General features: G+C 63.5%; 17 protein-coding genes. 7 read left to right on the top strand and 10 right to left on the bottom strand.

Annotation, left to right across the window (positions count from 1 at the left end):
- Positions 1–87: 87 nt before the first annotated feature.
- Positions 88–1,440, top strand: coding sequence for a helix-turn-helix domain-containing protein (locus J7I92_RS12745; protein WP_214841024.1), 1,353 nt, complete (start codon positions 88–90; stop codon positions 1,438–1,440).
- A 27-nt stretch (positions 1,441–1,467) separates the two neighbouring features.
- Here J7I92_RS12745 and J7I92_RS12740 read toward each other — a convergent pair whose 3' ends face one another.
- Positions 1,468–2,013, bottom strand: a complete 546-nt coding sequence (locus J7I92_RS12740; protein ID WP_251039866.1) for a PKD domain-containing protein — start codon at positions 2,011–2,013, stop codon at positions 1,468–1,470.
- 404 nt (positions 2,014–2,417) lie between these two features.
- A complete protein-coding gene (locus J7I92_RS12735; protein ID WP_214841022.1) occupies positions 2,418–3,080 on the bottom strand; it encodes a DUF6318 family protein in 663 nt (220 codons plus the stop codon).
- Positions 3,081–3,318: 238 nt separating this feature from the next.
- On the opposite strand from J7I92_RS12735, the gene J7I92_RS12730 reads away from it, so the two are divergent.
- From J7I92_RS12730 to J7I92_RS12720, 3 genes are all read left to right on the top strand, one after another.
- Positions 3,319–3,753 (top strand): pyridoxamine 5'-phosphate oxidase family protein, encoded by a 435-nt coding sequence (locus tag J7I92_RS12730; protein WP_214841020.1) that lies wholly within the window; start codon positions 3,319–3,321, stop codon positions 3,751–3,753.
- Positions 3,754–3,796: 43 nt separating this feature from the next.
- Positions 3,797–4,216 (top strand): very short patch repair endonuclease, encoded by a 420-nt coding sequence (locus tag J7I92_RS12725; protein WP_214841018.1) that lies wholly within the window; start codon positions 3,797–3,799, stop codon positions 4,214–4,216.
- Between the two features lie 1,156 nt (positions 4,217–5,372).
- Positions 5,373–5,774: an Hpt domain-containing protein gene (locus J7I92_RS12720; protein WP_214841015.1), complete on the top strand. Its 402-nt coding sequence runs from the start codon at positions 5,373–5,375 to the stop codon at positions 5,772–5,774.
- A gap of 28 nt (positions 5,775–5,802) precedes the next feature.
- On the opposite strand, the gene J7I92_RS12715 is transcribed toward J7I92_RS12720, so the two are convergent.
- Positions 5,803–6,558, bottom strand: coding sequence for a response regulator transcription factor (locus J7I92_RS12715; protein ID WP_214841013.1), 756 nt, complete (start codon positions 6,556–6,558; stop codon positions 5,803–5,805).
- A 101-nt stretch (positions 6,559–6,659) separates the two neighbouring features.
- Here J7I92_RS12715 and J7I92_RS12710 point away from each other — a divergent pair, with 101 nt between their 5' ends.
- Positions 6,660–8,327, top strand: coding sequence for a cell wall metabolism sensor histidine kinase WalK (locus J7I92_RS12710; RefSeq protein WP_214841012.1), 1,668 nt, complete (start codon positions 6,660–6,662; stop codon positions 8,325–8,327).
- Between the two features lie 83 nt (positions 8,328–8,410).
- Here J7I92_RS12710 and J7I92_RS12705 read toward each other — a convergent pair whose 3' ends face one another.
- The 7 genes from J7I92_RS12705 to J7I92_RS12675 all read right to left on the bottom strand — a co-directional run bounded on the left by J7I92_RS12705 (position 8,411) and on the right by J7I92_RS12675 (position 17,762).
- Positions 8,411–9,034, bottom strand: coding sequence for a TetR/AcrR family transcriptional regulator (locus J7I92_RS12705; protein WP_214841010.1), 624 nt, complete (start codon positions 9,032–9,034; stop codon positions 8,411–8,413).
- 370 nt (positions 9,035–9,404) lie between these two features.
- Positions 9,405–10,700: an McrC family protein gene (locus tag J7I92_RS12700; RefSeq protein WP_251039865.1), complete on the bottom strand. Its 1,296-nt coding sequence runs from the start codon at positions 10,698–10,700 to the stop codon at positions 9,405–9,407.
- A 109-nt stretch (positions 10,701–10,809) separates the two neighbouring features.
- Positions 10,810–13,041: an McrB family protein gene (locus J7I92_RS12695; RefSeq protein WP_214841009.1), complete on the bottom strand. Its 2,232-nt coding sequence runs from the start codon at positions 13,039–13,041 to the stop codon at positions 10,810–10,812.
- Positions 13,042–13,121: 80 nt separating this feature from the next.
- A complete protein-coding gene (locus J7I92_RS12690) occupies positions 13,122–13,367 on the bottom strand; it encodes a PLDc N-terminal domain-containing protein (protein ID WP_214841008.1) in 246 nt (81 codons plus the stop codon).
- Positions 13,368–13,468: 101 nt separating this feature from the next.
- A complete protein-coding gene (locus J7I92_RS12685; protein ID WP_214841326.1) occupies positions 13,469–13,885 on the bottom strand; it encodes a thioesterase family protein in 417 nt (138 codons plus the stop codon).
- Positions 13,886–13,968: 83 nt separating this feature from the next.
- Entirely contained in the window at positions 13,969–16,032 is a 2,064-nt protein-coding gene (locus J7I92_RS12680) for an ABC transporter ATP-binding protein (protein WP_396020380.1), read from the bottom strand.
- Entirely contained in the window at positions 16,029–17,762 is a 1,734-nt protein-coding gene (locus tag J7I92_RS12675) for an ABC transporter ATP-binding protein (protein ID WP_214841007.1), read from the bottom strand. The genes J7I92_RS12680 and J7I92_RS12675 overlap by 4 nt, the downstream gene beginning before the upstream one ends.
- A gap of 446 nt (positions 17,763–18,208) precedes the next feature.
- Between J7I92_RS12675 and J7I92_RS12670 the strand changes: the two genes are divergently transcribed.
- Both J7I92_RS12670 and J7I92_RS12665 read left to right on the top strand, forming a co-directional pair.
- Positions 18,209–19,033, top strand: coding sequence for a hypothetical protein (locus J7I92_RS12670; RefSeq protein WP_214841006.1), 825 nt, complete (start codon positions 18,209–18,211; stop codon positions 19,031–19,033).
- 81 nt (positions 19,034–19,114) lie between these two features.
- A complete protein-coding gene (locus tag J7I92_RS12665; RefSeq protein WP_214841005.1) occupies positions 19,115–19,948 on the top strand; it encodes a class F sortase in 834 nt (277 codons plus the stop codon).
- Positions 19,949–19,979: the final 31 nt, after the last annotated feature.

Below are 19,979 nucleotides of genomic sequence, written 5' to 3'. Positions count from 1 at the left end.
TCGTTTTCGAGCTGCCTGCAGTGAGCCGGTTCCGGAAAAGCTGCGAGGGGGCCGGGCACGATTCGATGACGAGTTGGGAGATTGCGGATGCGGACTGGCACCGGTGCGATCAGCCATCTTCGGGACCTGAGGTTTACTGCGCCGGCAGAGTACGCACGGACGCTGCGCAAAGCCCACGAAGCCACGATTTCTGGCACCCCTGACCCTTCAATTTCACCGGCCCTCATCAAGTCGTGGCAGCGTTCGCTTGCCTTGGGCATCGATCCGGATCAACACAGGCCGGTCCACCGGCACGACGTGTCCGAGGCACGCTCGCTCAGCGCCGGGCACCCGCTTGCTGCCGTGATGCCGGCTCTGTCCCAGCTCCTGGCCGACGAGTCCTCCGCGGGCCGCCACCTCCTGATCGTCACTGACCGACAAGGCGAAGTGCTGTGGCGGGTGGGCAGCCGGCAGGCGCTGAGGCTGGGCGACTCCTTGGAATTCGTTGAGGGTGCCGACTGGTCCGAGTCCGGGGTGGGAACCAATGCCATCAGCGAGGCCCTGATGACCGGTGGGCCTGCGCAGTTATTCTCGGCCGAACATCTGGTCCGCACGCATCACGACTGGGCCTGCACTGCTGCACCCATCCGCGATCCATACACGGGCGAGGTCGTGGGTGTCCTCGATGTCTCCGGCCCCTTCGAATCGGTGACGCCGGACAGTCTGCGTATGGTCCGCTGCGGAGTGCGACTGGCGGAGGAGATGTTGAAGTCAGCGGGTATTGCAAGGGCTGGCGGCTTTTCTGCAGCTGGTGGCGCCACACTGCGCGGGGTTACGCCGTTATCCGAGCGGCCCTCCGGCAGTAGCGTGCGCTCGACGTTGATGCTGAGGTTGCTGGGCGACAAGCCGAGCGCCGAGCTCGACGGCGGCGCCCGGCTTCCGCTGACACTGCGCCGCGCTGAGATCCTGGCTTTACTTGCGTCCAGAACCCAAGGTTGGAGCGCGGACGAGCTCGCGTACCACCTTCACGGCGAGGACGGTGCCGCTACTGCCATCAGGACGGAGATGCATCGCATTCGGAGCATCCTGGGCAACGTTGTGGAACCGAACCCTTACCGTTTCGCTTCCTCCATCTGCGTTGTGACGGACGCGTCCATGGTCGCCGGTCACCTGCGGGAAGGCCGGGTGAGCGAAGCCCTGGCTGCCTATCCTGCGAAGCTGCTCAACCGCTCGGCTAATCTGTCCGTTGAGCTGATGCGGGATGAACTCAACGAAGCTGTGGGCGCGTCCGTCCGCTCCAGCAAGGACGCCCAGCTGATCATGCGGTGGTGCGCGAGCGATATGGGCGCGTCGGACACCGAGGCAGCTGCCGCAATGGCCAGCCTTATCGGGCCGAGCGATCCGCGCTATCAATTGCTCCGGGCACGCATGGACCGGGTGGACCGCGAATTGCAGTCCTGACCGGCCTGTTGACTAGGGAGCCTAGGGCTACGGAGCCGGCGCTGCCGCTCCCGGGCAGCCTTGGCCTTGCGGATTCCTGATGCAGTCGTCGGCGTAATTGCGGGTGATCGAGCGCCACACACTGATGGTCTGAGGCTGGGAACTGAATTGTCCTTGGCCGGGAATGGGCAGCGGGGGTCCGTTATTGACGGAGTATGTTCCCTGGAAATGCGTCGTAAGGACCACTTGGAAATCACCGGTCTGCGTATAGACATGACTAGTCCGGGTCTTTTCGCCCCACCGGTCCTGCGGCAATGGACCGCCGGCCGACGCCTGCGGTCCAAGAGTTGTCCCGTCCCCGTAATTCCATGTGTACTGCACAGGCGTGGCGACGACATGAACCTTCTGACCCAGGATCGTGATGTCGAACTGTTGCTCAGCCGAGTCCGCATAGAAATTGGTCTCGGCTCCCCGCAGGGTGTGCGGGCTCGGCTGGGCTGTGACAGTTCCCGCAGCCACGGGCAGTTTCTGGAACTCACTCTGAATCAGCGCGGCAATGCGGGGCAGGAGATCCTCGACACGCTCGTCGTACAAGCAAGACGGCCCACTGCCGGTTGGCGTCCAATCCGTCCACACGGGGTCCGGGATGCCCCGAGGTGCCACCTTCCAGATCACAGGGATCCCCGCTTTGCCGCCCTCTTCGCGGGGCGGGCATTGCTGCTGCCCCGGCAGACACTTCACACTCACGTTGTTCTCGTCCGTTTGGCACTGCAGGACTGCTTTGTACTGATTGGGGTCGTTCGGGATGTCGACAGGTGCCTGTGTCCATGTGTTAGACCCGGGATCTTGGTTCCAATCACCTCCCACATTTGCTCCACTCTCGTCCCAATCTCCCTTAATGGGTGAATCTGACGGCAGAGCCGGACCCCCAACCAAAGCCAATCCAAAGTAAACGAGCAGCCCTAGAGTGCAGGCCGACGTTCTGACGAGTAGCTTGCTCATTGGCTGTTAGTCAGGTGTTCAACGGTTTTGGCTCGCCAGCCGCCCTGATACGAGGCGAGCATTATGTCGCCCATTGACGGCTTTTGATCAGTCTTCTCGTCGAGTTTTCCATCGGCGAGGTAATAGGAAAGGGGTTCTTGAGATACCTGAACCACTACCTGATATTCGCCGGGCGCTGTCTCTACAAATTTGGATTGGGCACCCTGCACGATCATCTTGCCGCCAGCAAGCCATCTCCCCTCCGAGTGCCAACCTTCAACAACTTCTTTTACGCGCAAACAGGACGCGCATGTCGTTGCGGATATGGCTTCTATCGGCGAAGTGTCGCCAGTCTCGTATGCATAGCTGAGGGTTGCATACCAATACTTAGCAAATGCCTCCAGCCCTTCCTTCGTCTCCGCCTTCGCCGCCTCGGGCAGCACAGGAACCGGGACGTTTTCCGCTATGCCCTTGGCGTCGGCCGGCTTATAGGTGGCGGTGGGCGTGGTGCTCGGCGTCGCAGTTGCCGAAGCGGTGGCCGAGGCGGATGCCGATGACGTGCCCTCATTCCCAGGCGGATTCCCGCCGCTATTGCACCCTGTGAGGACCAGAGCCGAACCAATGAAAAATGCGGCGGCGGAATTGCGCAGCCTCATGAAAGACGAAGTACGAGATGTCATGGGCAGCTATTCCCCCGATAGTTTCAAGACGTCCGCGTCCGGCCGGAAATAAATCCGGACGTTCGTTAAAGGGTAACTGAGGTCACATTTGAAAGATCAAAGTTATCCACAGGCACCGCCCCTCCGGTCTACCACCCAGAGCCAGCGATAGGAAGTCACATCGCCAAGACGCCAAGGCGCCACAGAATGAGCCCTTAAGGCACTGGCCATCGAGCCCGCCCGGCTGAACAATGAGCCCATGATGTTCGAACATGCAGACGACGACCCGATTTTGAACCTGGATGACGACCAGTCGTGGAAGCTCCTGGAGGGCACCAAGCACGGCCGGCTGGTGGTAACCGTCGGCGGCGAGTCGGACATCTTCCCGGTCAACTACGCCGTGGGCAACCGGAAGATCTACCTCCGGACCGCTCCAGGGAACAAGCTCGCGGAATTGACCATCAATGCCAACGTCCTCTTTGAGGCGGACGGCATCCTGTCCGACGAAGCCTGGTCCGTGGTCCTCCGGGGAACAGCACGAGTCCTTGAACAATCTGCGGATATTGCCGCGGCGGAATCGCTCGGTCTGCAGCAATGGGTGCCCACCTTGAAGGACTTCTACGTGGAAATCCAGCCCGTCTCGATCAGCGGCCGGCACTTCAAGTTCGGTGAGAATCCCCCGCGCGCATTGTAGCCACCGCCGATCCCCGCGGAATGAGCCCGCCTAGACTTGGATCATGGCCGACCAGCTGACTCCCGAACAGCGCAGCTGGAACATGTCCAGGATCCGGGGCAAGAATACGAAGCCGGAACTGCTTGTCCGGAGCCTGCTGCACTCGAAAGGCTACCGTTACCGATTGCACGGCAGCGCCGGGGGCGGCAAGCTCCCCGGTAACCCTGATTTAGTGTTCGCGGGGCGGCATAAGGTCATCTTCGTCAACGGCTGCTTCTGGCATTTCCACGACTGCAAGGCCGGGCAGCATGCTCCCAAGGCAAACGCGGACTTTTGGGAGGCGAAACGGACACGGACAAGAAACCGCGACGCCGAACAGCGCCAGCTCCTGGAAGCTTCCGGGTGGATGGTGCTCACCGTCTGGGAATGCGAACTCAAGGATGTCTCTGCCCTGGAAAAGCAGTTGGAGCAGTTCCTCGCATAAGGCGCCGACGCTACGAGCACCAACTGCCTAAGCAGTTACAACGACCGGCGGGCGGCCAGCGCTGATTTGAAGGCAGCCGGGGCCTCACTGCTATTAATGCGCGAGTCCGTTTCCTTCTGCAGGTGGAACCAGACGAAGCTGACCACATCCGGCTGCGCGGCCAGATAGCTGACCAGGTCGGTGTTCCACGCTGCTTTGGAGCCCCCGGCCTCCGCGGACGCGGTCTCCGCGATAAGGGACAGGGATCCCGGGCGCTAGAGCTCGTAGCTGGGCAATTACGGGAGCGAAGAGGTCCTGCGGTGAAATCCAGCTGCTCCACGACGCAGAGGTGCCCCAGTTGTACCCGTCGAGGGCCACGATGTCCACGTAGCCGGCACCCGGGAACAGCCCGGCAAGATCAGTGGAACCGAAGTACGGAACATTGGGGCTCCACAGGACGCGTTCCTGGCGCCGGTTGCCGCGTCGAAGTCGCTCGCCGCGATCCTGTCCAGACTGTACGCAGGCTGACCGAGTCCGCCGCCCCAGGCCCACGGTTCCCACGTAACAAGCGGGACCGCGCGGCGGGCACGCACGGCGTTCATCTCAGCGATGGGCGGCGCCTGCAGGAAGTCCTTGTAGAAAAGCACGCTGGACGAACTCTCGCCCGCCAGCTGTGACACTTGGTCCAGTTCGGCACTCGCCAAGGGGCCGCCGGGAGTGGCCACGCCAAAGCGCAGCGCCGCCGTGCTGACCGGAGGGAGGGAGGGAGCAGCGGCAGTTACTTCGAACACCGAAGAAGCCTTGATGGATGACGTCTTGGCCGTGACGGTCACCGAGCCAGGGGCTGTTGACGGAATGGTGACCGAGCTAGTGAAGGCACCGGCTGGACGAAGACAAATATCAAGCCCAGTCCGACGACCAGGCCAATAAAGAGGGTCCTCAAGGTCCTGAACACAGCGGTACCCGCAATCGGCTGGTGACCGTAAAGCCACAGGTCAGTTGGGTGCCTTCAGGCACTTGTCCCGATCCTAAAGGGCAGCCGGGCTAGTCCGATCAAGATTGCCACAAATTTTTCCGGAAAACGCATTCCCAGGCCGTCCGAGCCCTACTGTAAAAGGGAAAACATTGCATCCGCACCCGCCGTCGGGGTGCGCGGGCAAAAGGGAAGGGGTGTCCGATGGATGGACAGGATGGCGCAAGCCAGCCGTACGTCGACCCCTCCGTGCTGCAGACACTCCGCTACGAGCTCGAGCCCGACGCCGAGTACTGCACCGTGTTCGTGAACAGTTACATCCAGCAGTTACCGTGGCGGCTGGACCGGCTTCGCCAGGCTGTGGAGGCCAGGGATTTGGACGCCGCCATGGATGCCGTCCTGAGCGTGAAGACTTCAAGCATGATGGTCGGCGCGGCCTACCTTGGCCGGCTCGCCGATGAGCTCGAAACGATCCTGAAGCACCTGGAGTCCCATCCGGAGGCCGCAGCTGACCAGCCGCCCAGGCTTCAGTTGGCGCTCCTGGAAAGCATGGACGCGTGCACCGATCAGACCGTGGCCGGCCTCTCAGCTGCCGCGGCGGCTTAGGCCCGGCGGCTGAAGCCGGGCGCTGGACTCAGCGTTCTGCGGGAGCCAGCCGATAGCCCACGCCGCGCACCGTCTGGAGCCAGCGCGGATTCTGCGGGCTGTCGCCCAGCTTCTTGCGAAGGTTTCCCATGTGCACTTCGACGGAGCGCTCGTCCGCTTCGGAGATGTAGCCGCCCACGTCGTACGGCTCGTCCCTCAGTCGTCTCACCAGTTCAGATTTGGTCCGCACCATGCGGCCCGCCTCAAGAAGGGCGTGCAGCAGATCGAACTCGGTGCGCGTCAGGTGCAGTTCCCGCCCATCCACAGTCACGGTCCGCGCCTCATAGCTGAACTCAAGGCCGTTGTGCGTCAGCGTCCGGCCTGCGCTGCCCGCTGCGGCAGGTGCCTTGGCACCGGCGGTGACGTCCGACGTCGAACGCGGACGCCGCATCATGGCGGCAACCCGCGCTCGCAGTTCCCGGGGACGGAAGGGCTTTGTCAGGTAGTCGTCGGCTCCCGATTCCAACCCGATGAGGGTGTCCAATTCCTCGGCCCGGGCCGTCAGCATAACGATGTAAGCGTCCGAGAATTCCCTGATCTGGCGGGCGACTTCAAAGCCGTCGATGTCGGGCAGGCCCAGGTCCAGGGTGATGACTGCCGGATAGAGCTCCTTGGCCGCGATCACGCCGGCCGCCCCGCTGCTGGCCACTTGGACATCGAACCCGGCCTGGACGAGGACCACTCGAACCAGTTCACGGATGTCGTGATCATCCTCGATTACCAGACCCACACGTGATTCACTCATCGCAGCCCCCTCAGTCCGCTTGATACCGTCAGAAGTATAGCGGTCGCCCGATATCGTGGGGGTATGCGTCCAGTAAAATGCCCGTCGATAGTCGTCCGCCGATGAGCGGGAACATCACATGGGACATCGATTCCGGGCGGTTACTGTTCTTCCGCCGGCCGTTCCACCAGTACTCGCTGCGCGGCCGGGTGGTGCTGAGCCAGATGCCGCTGTCCGTCACAGCGGCGCTCACGGCCGTCCTCATCCTGTTGTTTTTCCCGGGCACCCTTGCCAATCCCCTTTACATCGCGTTCCTGGCCACGCAGGCCTTGCTCCTGGCGCTGTGCTTTTTGGTGCCCTGGGACAGGCTGCCGTACCCCAGTTTCCTGGTGATCCCGCTGCTGGACTTCGTTTCCATCGCCTTGGGTCGGGAAGGCGGCCAGGAGAGCCTGACCGGCATCAGCTTGCTGTCCGTTTTCCCGGTCATCTGGCTATGCGCGTCAGGACTGTACCCGCGTCTCGCTTTGCTGGCGTCTTTCCTCGCTCCCCTGGCCATCATCTGGGTGCCGTTGTTTATTCGCGGCGGCGTCACCGGCCAGGATCTGGCGCGCTCCCTGCTGCTGCCGGTGATGACGCTGGGGATCGGCGTTTCAGTGAGCGTGCTGACGCTCAGCATGGTCCGCCAGCAGCGTGACGTGGAGGAAAAGGATGTTCAGCTCCGCGTCGCGCTGCAGGACAGCAAACATCAGGAGGGGCTGCTGAATTCAGTGCTCGAGACCGTGCATTTGGGTGTCCTGGCCGTGGACGCACACGGGAATGACATCCTCATGAACCGGAAACAGCGCGAAAACCACAAACTCGCCGCACCGTTGGGAAACACCGACCCGAATGAATCCCAGCTCCTCGTCTTCCAGCCCGACCGGGTCACAAAAGTTCCGGTGGACCAACGGCCTGTGCGGCGAGCAATAATGGGCGAGAATTTCACCGACAACCTGGTGTGGCTCGGCAGTGGCAGTGAACAGCGGGCCATCACCACCAGCGCACGCGCCATGAAGGACCAGGACGGCGCGTTCGCCGGCTCGGTCATCGTGTTCAGTGACGTCACCGACCTGGTCAACGCCCTGGCCGCCAAGGACGACTTCGTGTCCAATGTGTCCCACGAGTTCCGGACTCCGCTGACCTCAATCCTTGGCTATGTGGAACTGCTGCTGGACGACGATGACCGGCTGCCGGAGTCCTACCGCGAACCCCTCAACATCATTCTCCGGAACTCCCAGCGGCTGCTAGGCCTGGTGTCCGACCTGCTGACCAGCCGCAGCGGGCAGCTCATCGTTAGCCCGCAGGCCGTGGATCTGGCCGAGCTTGTCCGGGCCAGCATCAGCGCGGCGCTCCCCCGTGCCGCCGCAGCCAAGGTGCGCCTCCAGGCAGACACTCCCGAGCGGATGGACGCCCACGTGGACTCGGTCCGCATGTCACAGGTGCTGGACAATCTGGTCTCCAACGCCATCAAGTACTCGCCCGACGGCGGCCACGTCGTGGTGTCCCTCGGGGCCGAAGGCAACACGCTCGTGTGTAGGGTGAGTGACACCGGTATGGGCATGAGCGAAAAGGACCAGACCGAGGTGTTTACGAAGTTCTTCCGGACCAGCAACGTGCGGAACACATCCATCCCGGGCGTGGGGCTGGGGCTGCCCATCAGCAAGGCCATTGTTGAAGCGCACGGCGGCAGCATCCAGGTTCGGAGTGCGCCGGGTGAAGGCACCACGTTCACCGTGAAGGTGCCCATCTAGGTGCCATCCAGGAGACCAAGTGCCGTCCCGGTTTGGCGGGCGCACTCACAATCTGGCGTGAGCCCCGAACTGCTAGCCCGGTGCTACGGAGCCCGGAACTGCTCAATCAGTGTCCGGGCCATCGCCTGCGCCCTCTTGGCAGCCTCTGTATCACCCTCGGTGGCGGAGATGATGGACCCCTTCATCAGGATGTGCCATGAGCGCGAGAAATCCTCGGTGTCCCGGAGTCCGGCCTCCTCGGCAAGCTGCTGAACATGGCCGCGAATTCTGGCCAGGTAGTCAATGCTCGCCCGTCCCAGCGGATGTTGGGCGCCCATTTCCAGCAGGATGTTGATGAAGGAGCATGCCTCAAAATCGTCCCGGCGGAACCAGTCGCCGAAGACGTCGAAGATGGCCAGCAACTGTTCCTCGGGAGTTCCGCCGCGGCGGCGCGCATCCCCGACAATCAACTCCACGGTCCACATCTGATCCCGCTGCTCCAGGAAAGCAAGCACCAGTTCTTCCTTGGACGCAAAGTGCCGGTAAAAGGTTGCCTTGGCCACACCCGCCCGGCTGATCAGCTCATTTACTCCCACATCACGGATTCCCCGGCGTGCGAAAAGTTCATACGCCGTATCAACGATCCGCTGCTTCGCATCAGCGGCACTGATCGCAACCTCGCCCTCTGGGGCAGGCTGTACCGGCACAGATTCTGGCGTGGGGGTCATTACAAATAGTCTAACCCAAGGGCAGACAGACCTGTCTGTCTAAGCTAAGATTTTTACATTCCGGTCGGTCGAAGTCCCAGGCGTTTGAGCCAGAGCGCTTGTGCCATAGAAGGATGCGAGATGCCGAAGAAACTGTTGTCAGCCGTTAAATCCCACCAGAGTGACTCATGGCAGGCGCGGTCCGGGATCCATGCCGCTGGGGGCCCCGTCAGCGGGCGCGTGAATCTTGAGCCGATTCGTCACCAGTCGTGGGAAATAATCAATGCGATCCTGATGGATACCGATCCGGAAGGAACCGAAGTTCGCGATCAGCTGCGCCGTTGCCTCAATCAAAACCGGGGCAACCCTGAGAGGGCTTTGCTCATGCACCTCATGTCAATGCCGGGCCGCTCCCAGCCCGGGGTCCTTGATTAAGTCCTGCCTGACGCACCACTTCGCCCCAGGACTGCTGTGCCAGGTCAGCAACAGCTGCAAGGATGTACGACGGCGGCAGGGACAGATCAAGCGGGTACTCCACCACGTCAATGTCCGTATTGAGGATGCGGCGGAGCTTCATTTCCCCCGCACCTGCGTACACCAGCCACGCGGTTGGGACGCGCAGGGCAGTGCAGTAGGCAAGCATCTGGAAGTGGTCGGCGGACAGGGACGAGCCTTGGTCTGTGGCCGCCCGGTACTTGGTGTCGTAAACCACCACGGGGCGTCCGCCGAGCAGGTGCACCGCGTCGGGACTGACAGTGAGCCTGTCGGAGTCCCGGACGGCCTCGTTCAGGAGCGAGTTGTACTGCAGCCGCATTTCGCCGGGGTAGGCCGTCATGGCTTCGCGGAGGGCTGTCCCCACGAAGTCCTCGAACACCTGCGCCATGTCCACCACGAACGACGCCGTCTGCTGCTTCCCGTCGCCGGCCTCCGCTGAGGCGTTGCGGAGGATCACCTCGGACAGCCGTAGCACCGCGTGATACCGGAGATTCATGCGGGTAGCCCGCCACGGCGGCAGCGGAGCGCCGGACTGAAGGCGCGTGACGCCGTCGAGCTTTCCCTTCAGCTGCCGCAAGCGGCTCTGAACGTCCGGGCGCACCCGGGGAACCTGCGCCATCCGCTCAAGGGCAGCCCGCAGGATGCGGTTCTCGGCGATGTCCTCGGTGAATTCGTCGTAGGACACCTCGAGGGGGACGAGCATGCCCGGCCGGCGCGAAATCTGGTCCGAGATCCGGATCCTGCCTTTCACCGTCCGCAGGGACTCGTCAACGGTCAGGTACCCCTGCAGGACTCCACGGCTCAGGGCGCGGTCTGCCAGTTGCGCCAGCGATTCGGCCAGCGCGCTCCACAGGTCCGAGTCCTCGACGGCGGCCACCGGATCGTCACGGAAGCCCTGATTCCCGGCATAGCTGAGCAGGAACAGCAGCCGGCTTAGGCCCAGGCGGTCCTTGGGCCGGACTTCCAGCTGCACCGTGGGCGTCCGCACCGAACCCACCATGCCCACCGGCTCGATCCTGAACAGGCCCATGCCCATCGGAGACGCCCTAGCCAGGCCGCTGGCATTCACAAAGGCGGCACTGGCTACATCAAGCTTGTCCACCACGCCGCCCGACAGTTCATCCAGGATGATGTGCCGGGCGGCCTTGCCGGCGCTTGAGGGCTGCCGCGCAGGCAGCGGCGGAACGGCCATGCCGGCGGGGCGCGATCCGTCGGCGGGGCGCGACCCTTTAGCCGGACGCCCTCCTTTGGCGGGGCGCACTCCGTTGGCGGGACGGGCTCCGTTGGCTGGCCGCAATTCCTTAGCGGGAAGCAAGGCGGCCCAGCAGCTGCTCAAGCCCGAAGCGCTCCTGCAACTGGGCCCGGTTCAGCTGACCGTGGTAGTGCTCCTCAAGCAGCGGCATGAGCTCGTATTTCCAGATCCGGCGCAGGCCGGAGGGCGTCTGGGCCGCCTTCTTCATGAAGTACGACGGGCCGATCATGAGGTCCCGGTCCCACTCGTCAATCGCGTCGTTGAGGGCGTCGAGGAGGAGGGCCGGGGTGGTGTCCAGGTCCCGGGCCTGCAGGAAGCGCAGCAGGGAGCCCTTCACCGGCTCGGTCTTGGGGTGCAGCTCGATGAAGGAGAAACGCCGGCGGATGGCCGCGTCCATCATGGCGATGGACCGGTCCGCGGTGTTCATGGTGCCGATGATGTACAGGTTGTCCGGGAGGGTGAACGGCTCGTTGGGGCTGTACTGGAGGTAGATGCGGTCGTCGCGGTATTCCAGCAGGAAGTACAGCTCGCCGAAAACCTTGGCGAGGTTGGCGCGGTTCATCTCATCGATGATCAGGAAGTAGGGCTTTTTTTCGTTGCCGGGCTTGGCGGCCTCTTCCGCCAGGCGGCGCAGCGGACCGGCCACCAGTTTGAAGGAAACCTGCCCCTCGTCGGTCTTGTCCGGTCGGAACCCTTCAAAGAAGTCCTCGTAGGCGTACGACGGGTGGAACTGCACCAGCTTCACCCGCTCGTCCGTGGTGTCACCGGCGAGTTCGGCGGCCAGGTGCTTGGCGAGGTACGTCTTGCCGGTTCCGGGGGGCCCGTAGAGCACCAGTTGCCGGTTCTCTTCCAGGAGTTCGGCGATTTCCTGCAGCGGTTCCAGGTCCATGTGCAGGGACGCCGCGAACTCCTCTGTCAGCGGGCGGAACCCCTCGAGAACAGGTTCGACGACGGCGTCCGGCGCGGCGGCGTCGTCGGCCTCTGCTTCGGCTTCGGCGGGCAGCAGCGCCTGCAGCGCCTGCACCACGCGGGTGACGTCCACGATGATTCCCGGCGTGGCCAGCTGGCGCTGGACGTGGCGGGGAAGGTCAGCCATGCTGTGCGCTTCGTCGAACCAGCGGACTTTGCGGCGCATCCTGCGGTTGTCCTCGTTGTGCTCCGGCTCGCCCAGCACCCCGCCCAGGCGAACGGCGCCGGCGTGCTGGTACAGGACCAGATCGCCCGGCTTCATGACTGTAAGGAAGGCAAAAACGGCGGTCTTGCTGTCCTCGCGCTCCACGTAGCCCAGGTGCTTGTAGTCCTCGTCCACGGCGTGCTGCACCAGTCCCGCCGTGACGCCGGGAGAAAGCAGGCGGAGATGCTCGACGTCGAGCGTTACCTTCTCCTCGCCATGCCACGCGGCCAGGAGGTCCTTCACGTCGTGATGCGTGCGCAGGAGCCAGGCGCGGCGGCCCGGATCCCCCACCTTCCGCCACTGGCTCACCAGCTGGCGGGCATACCAGTCGATGCGCTGCCCGGCCTGCTTGTCCAGGTAGAGGCGGATCCGGTGGATATCAGCGGTAATTTCAGCTTCGCTGTCACCCTTGGCGCCGCCCACCAGGGAGGCGAAGGCGTCCCGGATCTCCTGCCGCTCGACGTCGGCAACCACGGGTTCGAAGTAACTGGGCCAGGCAAGGTATTCGATGCTGCGCCGGATTGCCGGCTGGTCATCCGGGGTTCCGGACGCGAGCAGATGGAAGGCGAGGGGATCCTTCAACGCCTTGGTCATGGCATTCGTGGACTGCTGGTCAACGTGCCGCACAAAGCGGCACAGCCACTTCAGGTGGTCCCAGATAGTCCAGTTGAACTCCGCCGTGCGGTCGCGGATGACCCCGTGGTCGGTCATGCCTTTGTAAAGCTCGTCAGGCAGTTCCAGCGGCGGCTCCAGCCAGGACGCGGCCTCAGCCACCCGGGCGCGCTTGACCTTCAGCGACTTGACCTCGTGCGCCAGCGGCAAGGACTGGAGGAACAGCAGCTCAACGGCCAACTGTTTGACTGCCCGGGAAGCATCCGACAGGTTCTGCCGGAGGTTGGTCATCATGGGCGCTTTGGAATCCGCCACACCCCGTTCCAGCCGTTCCAGCAGCTCCGCGGCAGCGGCGGTGGTCCACGTCTGGGTCCGCCCGTCCAGCGCCGACGGCCTCCCCTGGAGGCCGGCGCCGAGGATAAACCACGCTGCGTCCTCGATCTCCTTGGAGATACCGGGGGCGCGGGTCATGGCAGGCTTCGCGGTGGGGGTCATGCCTTCAAATTTACAGGGTAAACCTGAGCGTCAGCACCAAGAAGCCCCACCAGCTACTCACCGGTAGGGGCGGAGGGCGGTTACTTCCCGGTGGCCGGCAGGTTCTTTCGCCCGAACGCGAAATAGCTTGCCGGACCGACGAAGTTGAGCAGTGTGACCATCCGCCAGATCGCCTTGTTGCCGCGGATCTGCTCGGCCGGCCGCCGGGAAATGTCCCGCTGCGCCGCGACGAGAAGCGAAAGCTGCACGACAGCTGCCATCACGGTCCCGACCCGTGCCACCGGGGGCATTTCCTTCCAGGACTTCTTCTTTTTCCTCGTGGCCATGACTGCTGCTCCCCTGGGTTTGTTGCTTGAACGGGTGGGCCGGGTGTTCGGTTGTGATGATCATAGGTACGCGGGCCCTGCACGTAGTAGGGGCTTTAGGCTCAGGCCATGAACGGGGCCAGCCGATCCTTCTGCTCCGGCGTCAGGCGCAGCACCCTGCCGGTCGCCTCATCGACGAAGGCCAGGTGGGTGGTGGCCTTGACGCAGTCTTCCCGGGTCACGGGGTCCTGCACCAGATAGTGGATGTCGAAGCTGGCGCCTTTCACGGCACCGATCCACACGTGCACCACTGCCGGCACGTTCCGGTAGTCGATCGTCTTGACGTAGCGGATCCTGTGTTCCACCACCAACGCCATGGTGCCCTCCTCAACGTCGTTGAAGAGGGACACCTGCGGTTCGACGCCGGGCAGGCCGGCGCCGCGGGGCGGCCCGAAGGCCGCGATCCGCGCTTCCTCAAGGATCCGCACGATCTGCACATTGTTGATGTGGCCGTAGGCATCCATGTCCCCCCAGCGCATGGGCACGAGGACCTCGATGCGCCGGGGGCTTGAAGCAGCCTGGTCGCTGGAAACAGCCTGGTCGTCTGAAGCAATCCGCGCGCTCAACTGTGCACCGCCGTCGCCTCATCGGCCAGCGACTGCTCCGCGTCCTCGCCGGCGAACTGGGACATGTAGAGCCGGTAGTAGGCGCCCTGGAGTTCGAGCAGGTCGCGGTGGTTGCCCTGCTCCACGATGCGCCCGGCTTCCATCACCAGGATGGTATCGGCATCGCGGATGGTGGACAGCCGGTGCGCGATCACAAAGCTGGTGCGGTCCGTCCGAAGGGCCGCCATTGCTTTCTGCACCAGCACCTCAGTGCGCGTATCAACCGAACTGGTTGCCTCGTCCAGGATGAGCAGCGACGGGTTCGCCACAAAGGCCCGCGCGATGGTGATCAGCTGCTTCTCACCGGCACTGACATTGTTGCCTTCTTCATCGATGACGGTGTTATAGCCGTCCGGCAATGCCCGGACGAACCGGTCCACGAAGGTGGCCCGTGCCGCCTCCATGATCTGCTCCTCGGTGGCGTTGAGGTTGCCGTATTTGATGTTGTCGTAGATGCTCCCACCGAACAGCCAGGCGTCCTGCAGCACCATGCCCACCTTGGCCCGCAGTTCCGAGCGGCTCAGCCGGGTGATGTCCACACCGTCCAGCGTGATGCTTCCCGAGTTGAGCTCGTAGAACCGCATCACGAGATTCACCAGGGTGGTCTTGCCTGCGCCGGTGGGGCCGACAATTGCCACGGTATGCCCTGGCTCGGCGTTGAAGGAAAGGTCCTCGATCAGGGGCTTGTCCGCCGAGTAGCTGAAGGTCACCCGCTTGAACTCGACATGCCCGTCGGTCTTGGCCGGAAGGTGCTCGATGGCGGTCTCGGCATCCTGCTCTTCCGCATCCAGGAATTCGAAGACGCGCTCGGCCGAGGCAACACCGGACTGCAGCATGTTGGCCATGCCGGCCATCTGCCCCAGCGGTTGAGTGAATTCGCGTGAGTACTGGATGAACGCTGTGGCGTCTCCAAGGCTCATGCCGCCGGAAGCCACACGCAGTCCGCCGACCACGGCGATGCCGACGTAGCTGAGGTAGGACACGAATTGCATCACCGGCATGATCATGCCCGAGACGAACTGCGCTCCGAAGCTGGCCTTGTAGAGGGCCTCGTTCCGTTCGTCGAAGCGTGCCAGGATATCCGCATCCCGGCCGAAGACGCGCACGAGGTCGTGTCCGGCGAACGATTCCTCAATCTGGCCGTTGAGTGTGCCGGTGTTCTTCCACTGGGCGGCGAACAGCTTCTGGCTTCGCGCGCCGATGATGCCGGCGGCCACCCCGGACAGCGGAAGGGCAACCAGGGCGATGAGGGCCAGCTGCCACGACACGATGAACATCATGATGACGATGCCGATCACCGTCAGCGCGGAACTGAGCAGCTGCGCGAAGGCCTGCTGCAGCGCCTGCTGAATGTTGTCGACGTCGTTGGTGACGCGGGAAAGAGTGTCTCCGCGCTGGCGGATGTCGAAGTAGTTCAACGGCAGCCGGTTCAGCTTTTTCTCCGTGTCGTCACGCAGTTTGCGGACCACGCGCATGACCAGGACGTTCAGGACGTAGCCCTGCAGCCAGGTGAAGATGTTCGCGACGAAGTACATCACCAGCACCACGCTGATCAGGAACGACAGCTTCTGGAAGTCAATTCCCGCACCCGGAACGAGTTCCATCCGGGCGATCATGTCCGCGAAGTTGTTCTCACCCTGGGCACGCAGCCCGTCGACGAACTGGTCCTTGCTCACCCCGGCGGGCAGCTGCTTTCCTACCACTCCCCCGAAAATGACGTCCATGGCCTGCCCCAGGATCCTGGGGGCGACGACGTTAAGGACGACGGCGACCGTCACCATGGCAAGCACCAGCGCAATGCCGGCCGACTCCGGCTTCAGCAGGCCCATCAGTCGCTTCGCGGACGGCCAGAAATGCTCGGCCTTCTTCGCCGGCGCGCCGCCGAACATGTCGCCGTCGGCCTCGGTGGGTTTGTATTCCTCTTCGACGAAGTCGTCGTCGTCCGCGGTAACGGTTCCCGCGCCTGCGGTGAGTTTCTCTGCAGTGATTTTCCCGGCGGGGAGTTTTTCGTTGGTGCTCATGCCACTTCCTCCGCGGTCAGCTGGGACTCCACGATCTCCTGATACGTGCTGGAACTGAGCAGCAGTTCATCATGCGTGCCCCGGTCCACAATTCGGCCGTTGTCCAGCACCAGGATCTGGTCGGCGTCGGCAATGGTGGACACCCGCTGGCCCACGATGATGACCGTGGCATCCGCCGTCTTTGCCTTGAGCGCCCGGCGAAGACGGGCATCGGTGGCGACGTCGAGGGCCGAGAAAGAGTCGTCGAACAAGTACACCTTTGGCTGGGTGACCAAAGCTCTGGCAATGCACAGGCGCTGGCGCTGCCCGCCCGAAACGTTGGTGCCGCCCTGGGCGATCCTGGACCCGAGTCCGTTCTTCTTCTCGCGGACGAAGTCTGCGGCCTGCGCCACCGTCAGCGCTTCCCACAGTTCCTGGTCGGTGGCCTCGGTCTTGCCGAAGCGCAGGTTGTGCTCGATGGTCCCGGAGAACAGGTACGGCCGCTGCGGCACCATGGCCACCCGCCCGGTGATCTCGGAACGCTCCAGATTCGTGATGGGGACGCCGTCAAGCAGTACCTCGCCGGACGCGACGTCGTAAAGCCGCGGCAGCAGCGAGACCAGGGTGGTTTTGCCGGCGCCGGTTGAGCCGACGATGGCCACCGTCTGGCCGGGCTCGGCGGTGAAGCTGATGTTGCTCAGGACCGGCTCTTCGGCCCCCGGGTAGGCGAACGAGACATTGCGGTATTCCACGCGTCCGGTCCTTTGGGCGGGCCCCACCGGCGCCGCAGGTTCATGGATGGAGGGCTCGACGTCGAGCACTTCACCGATGCGGTCAGCGCAGACCGAGGCGCGCGGAATCATCATGGCCATGAACGTGCCCATCATGACCGCCATCAGGATTTGGAGGAGGTACTGCAGGAAAGCGGTCAAGGACCCGACCTGCATCTCCCCTGCATCCACGCGCTGGCCGCCAAACCACAGCACGGCGGCCGTGGAGACGTGGAGGATCATGCCGATGGCCGGGAACATCAGCACGAACAGCGAGCCGATCTTCAGCGAGACGTCGGTGAGTTCCCGGTTGGCCGCGCCAAAACGCTCCGTCTCGTGCGGTTCCCGGACGAAGGCCCGGACCACGCGGATGCCGATGATCTGTTCGCGGAGAACGCCGTTGATGCGGTCGATTTTCGTCTGCATGGAGCGAAAGAGCGGCATCAGCCGGACCACGAGGTATCCCACCACGGCAATGAGCACCGGAACCGAGACCCACACCAGCCAGGACAGGCTCAGGTCCTCGCGCAGAGCCATGATGATCCCGCCGATGCACATGATGGGGGTGGCCACCATGAAGTTCAGCCCCATCAGGACGAGCATCTGGACCTGCTGGACGTCGTTTGTGCCGCGCGTAATGAGCGTTGGTGCGCCAAAGACATTGACGTCCTTAGCCGAAAAGCTGGTCACTTTGCGGAAGACCCCGCGCCGCAGGTCCCTGCCGAAGGCCATGGCCGCTCTGGACCCGAAATATACCCCGGCGATGGCGGTGGCCACCTGGACCAGCGCGACCCCGAGCATGAGTCCGCCCGTTCTCCAGATGTAATCCGTGTCTCCGCGTGAAACGCCCTCGTCGATGATCTGAGCGTTCAGGCTGGGAAGGTAGAGCGCCGCGATGGTCGATGCCAGCTGGAAAAGAATGACTGCTGCGATGTACGGCAGATACGGCTTGGTGTAGCGCCGTATGAGGGTGACAAGCATGCCCGGGTGTCCTTTGGGAAGAGCGCGAAGTGAGTGCAAGAAAGTAATACCAGCGGGGGCTGACACTCTCAGCCTTCCCACTCTACGAAATCCGTTGCCTATGCGAAACAACACCGGCTAAAGATCATCCGATGGGCGTACCGGCGGCATTGGCGTGGAACCAAGGGCAATGCCGCTGCTGCCCTCCGTGCCCTGTGTTACGGATGAAACGGGTGATATCTGTCGGCACAAGTGGGCCTATCTGTGAAAAACGAGTGCCCAGTCAAGTAGCGATCACTCGCGACTACGCAGTGCCCCAGGCATAGCGTGAAGTGGTCAGTTAGTTGACAACTCTGCAGGAGAGTCGCAGATGATCTGGTTATCTTCGAACAACGGTCGGCTCCTCCATGGGCCTTCCCGCTCCCGCAGTCTGGTCAGTCCAATGAATGATCCAGATGGAGAATCCCATGAAGAGAATCCTCGCAACTGCCGGCATTGCGGGCATTGCGTTAATAGGCGTCACCGCGCCCGCAAATGCCGGCGGCCAGGGTGACAACGACGAAACCGGCGACAAAAAGGTCAGCATTTGCCACGCCACCGGATCCGAATCAAACCCCTACGTGCAAATCACCGTCAGCGAAAACTCGCTCAACGGAAACGGCCATGCCCTGCATCCTGGCGACCTGATTCCAGCACCTGCGGCCGGCTGCCCCGGCGGCGGACACGGCGGAGGCGGCGGCAAGGACGACGACGACTCGGACCACGGCGCGGACAAGATCACGATCTGCCATGCCACGGGATCTGAAACGAACCCCTACGTCGTCATCACCATTTCGGAAAAGGCTTGGTGGAACGGCCACAAGGACGGACACAACGGCCACGCCGACATCTATCCGGTCCCGGCCGGTGGTTGCTGCCCCGCAGAGGAAGAGGGAGAAGAGGAAGAACAGCCGCCGGTCGTGACCCCGCCTGAGGTGACACCGCCCGTTGTCACCCCGCCCGAGGTGACCCCGCCTGAGGTGACACCGCCCGTTGTCACCCCGCCCGAGGTGACGCCGCCAGTGGTCACGCCGCCGGTACAGGCTCCTGCCGGGGCGGCAGCAGCACCCGTCGGTGCCGCCGCAGCAACAGTACCGGTGGTCAACCGGGGATTTAACGCACAGACTGCGGCCGGAAGCCAGCCCGACGCCGGAATGCCTGCCTGGTTTGGCGGCCTGGCGGCACTGCTTGGGGCAACGGGGCTGATTGCCCTCCGGCAGCGGGGACGCCTACAGGATGCGCCCGAATCCTAGTAAGGCAGATCCTGCGGTGAGGACGGGCATCAACCGCCACGGCGCGATGCCCGTCCTCACCACCTCTCTGGAGGAGTTCCAATGTCCGTACCCGGCCACAGGCCTGCAAACAGCCCGCCCCGCGGCAGCCGGCGCGCTTCACTGAGGCGCCGGGTCCTCGGCCGGCTGTCAGCGAGACGCCGTTCGCTCAACCGTGGCGATCGGCTGCTGCTGCTGGCCGGCGTTGTCGCCTTTTTCGTTCTGACGTTCCTGCCTGGAATCGTAACTGCCGGGACCACCCCCGGCGGGCCAGGACTTCACCTGTCGGCTGCTCCTTATTCACGGGCCGCCAACCCTGCCTCACCCGGCTCCGCCGTCCCGCCTGATACGTTCCCCTGGAGCGGCAAGGCCTCAGCCACGGGGGCCGGCAAGGCAACCGCTGCCGCTGCGCCTGCACCACAGCAACCGCAGACCCTTCCCAACTATCCACCGGCCGCGGCACCCACCCGGATTGTGTACCCCGCGGCCGGGCTGGACGTCACCATCCACCCGCTCACCCCGACGTCGGAGGAACTGGAATCCCAGGCGATCGTGCCGCCAATCACGGTGGACGGCTACTGGGTAACAGACTTCGGCATGCCGGGTACCGGGTCTACCAACACGACCTACATCCTCGGCCATAGCTGGGAGGGCCGCGACGCCCCGTTCAACCGGCTCAGCGCCGCGAGCGCCCCGGGGGACGTCTTCGAAGCCACCACGGCAACGGGAACAATGCGGTACCGGGTGGACTCGGTGGACACCTACGTGAAGGCCAGCCTGAAAGACAGCCCGATCTGGACAGCAGTTCCCAACCGGCTCGTCCTGATCAGCTGCTATACGGAAGATCCGTGGGGGAAGAACGTGGTGGTGGTGGCCTCCCCGCTTCCCGATCCCTGACCTACCGGAATGCCAATAATGTAAGACGACG

Source organism: Arthrobacter sp. ISL-72 (genome assembly GCF_018613755.1).
Classification (GTDB): Bacteria; Actinomycetota; Actinomycetes; order Actinomycetales; family Micrococcaceae; genus Arthrobacter.
Note: the sequence above shows the minus strand (reverse complement) of the source record. Positions and strands in the feature narration are given on the sequence as shown.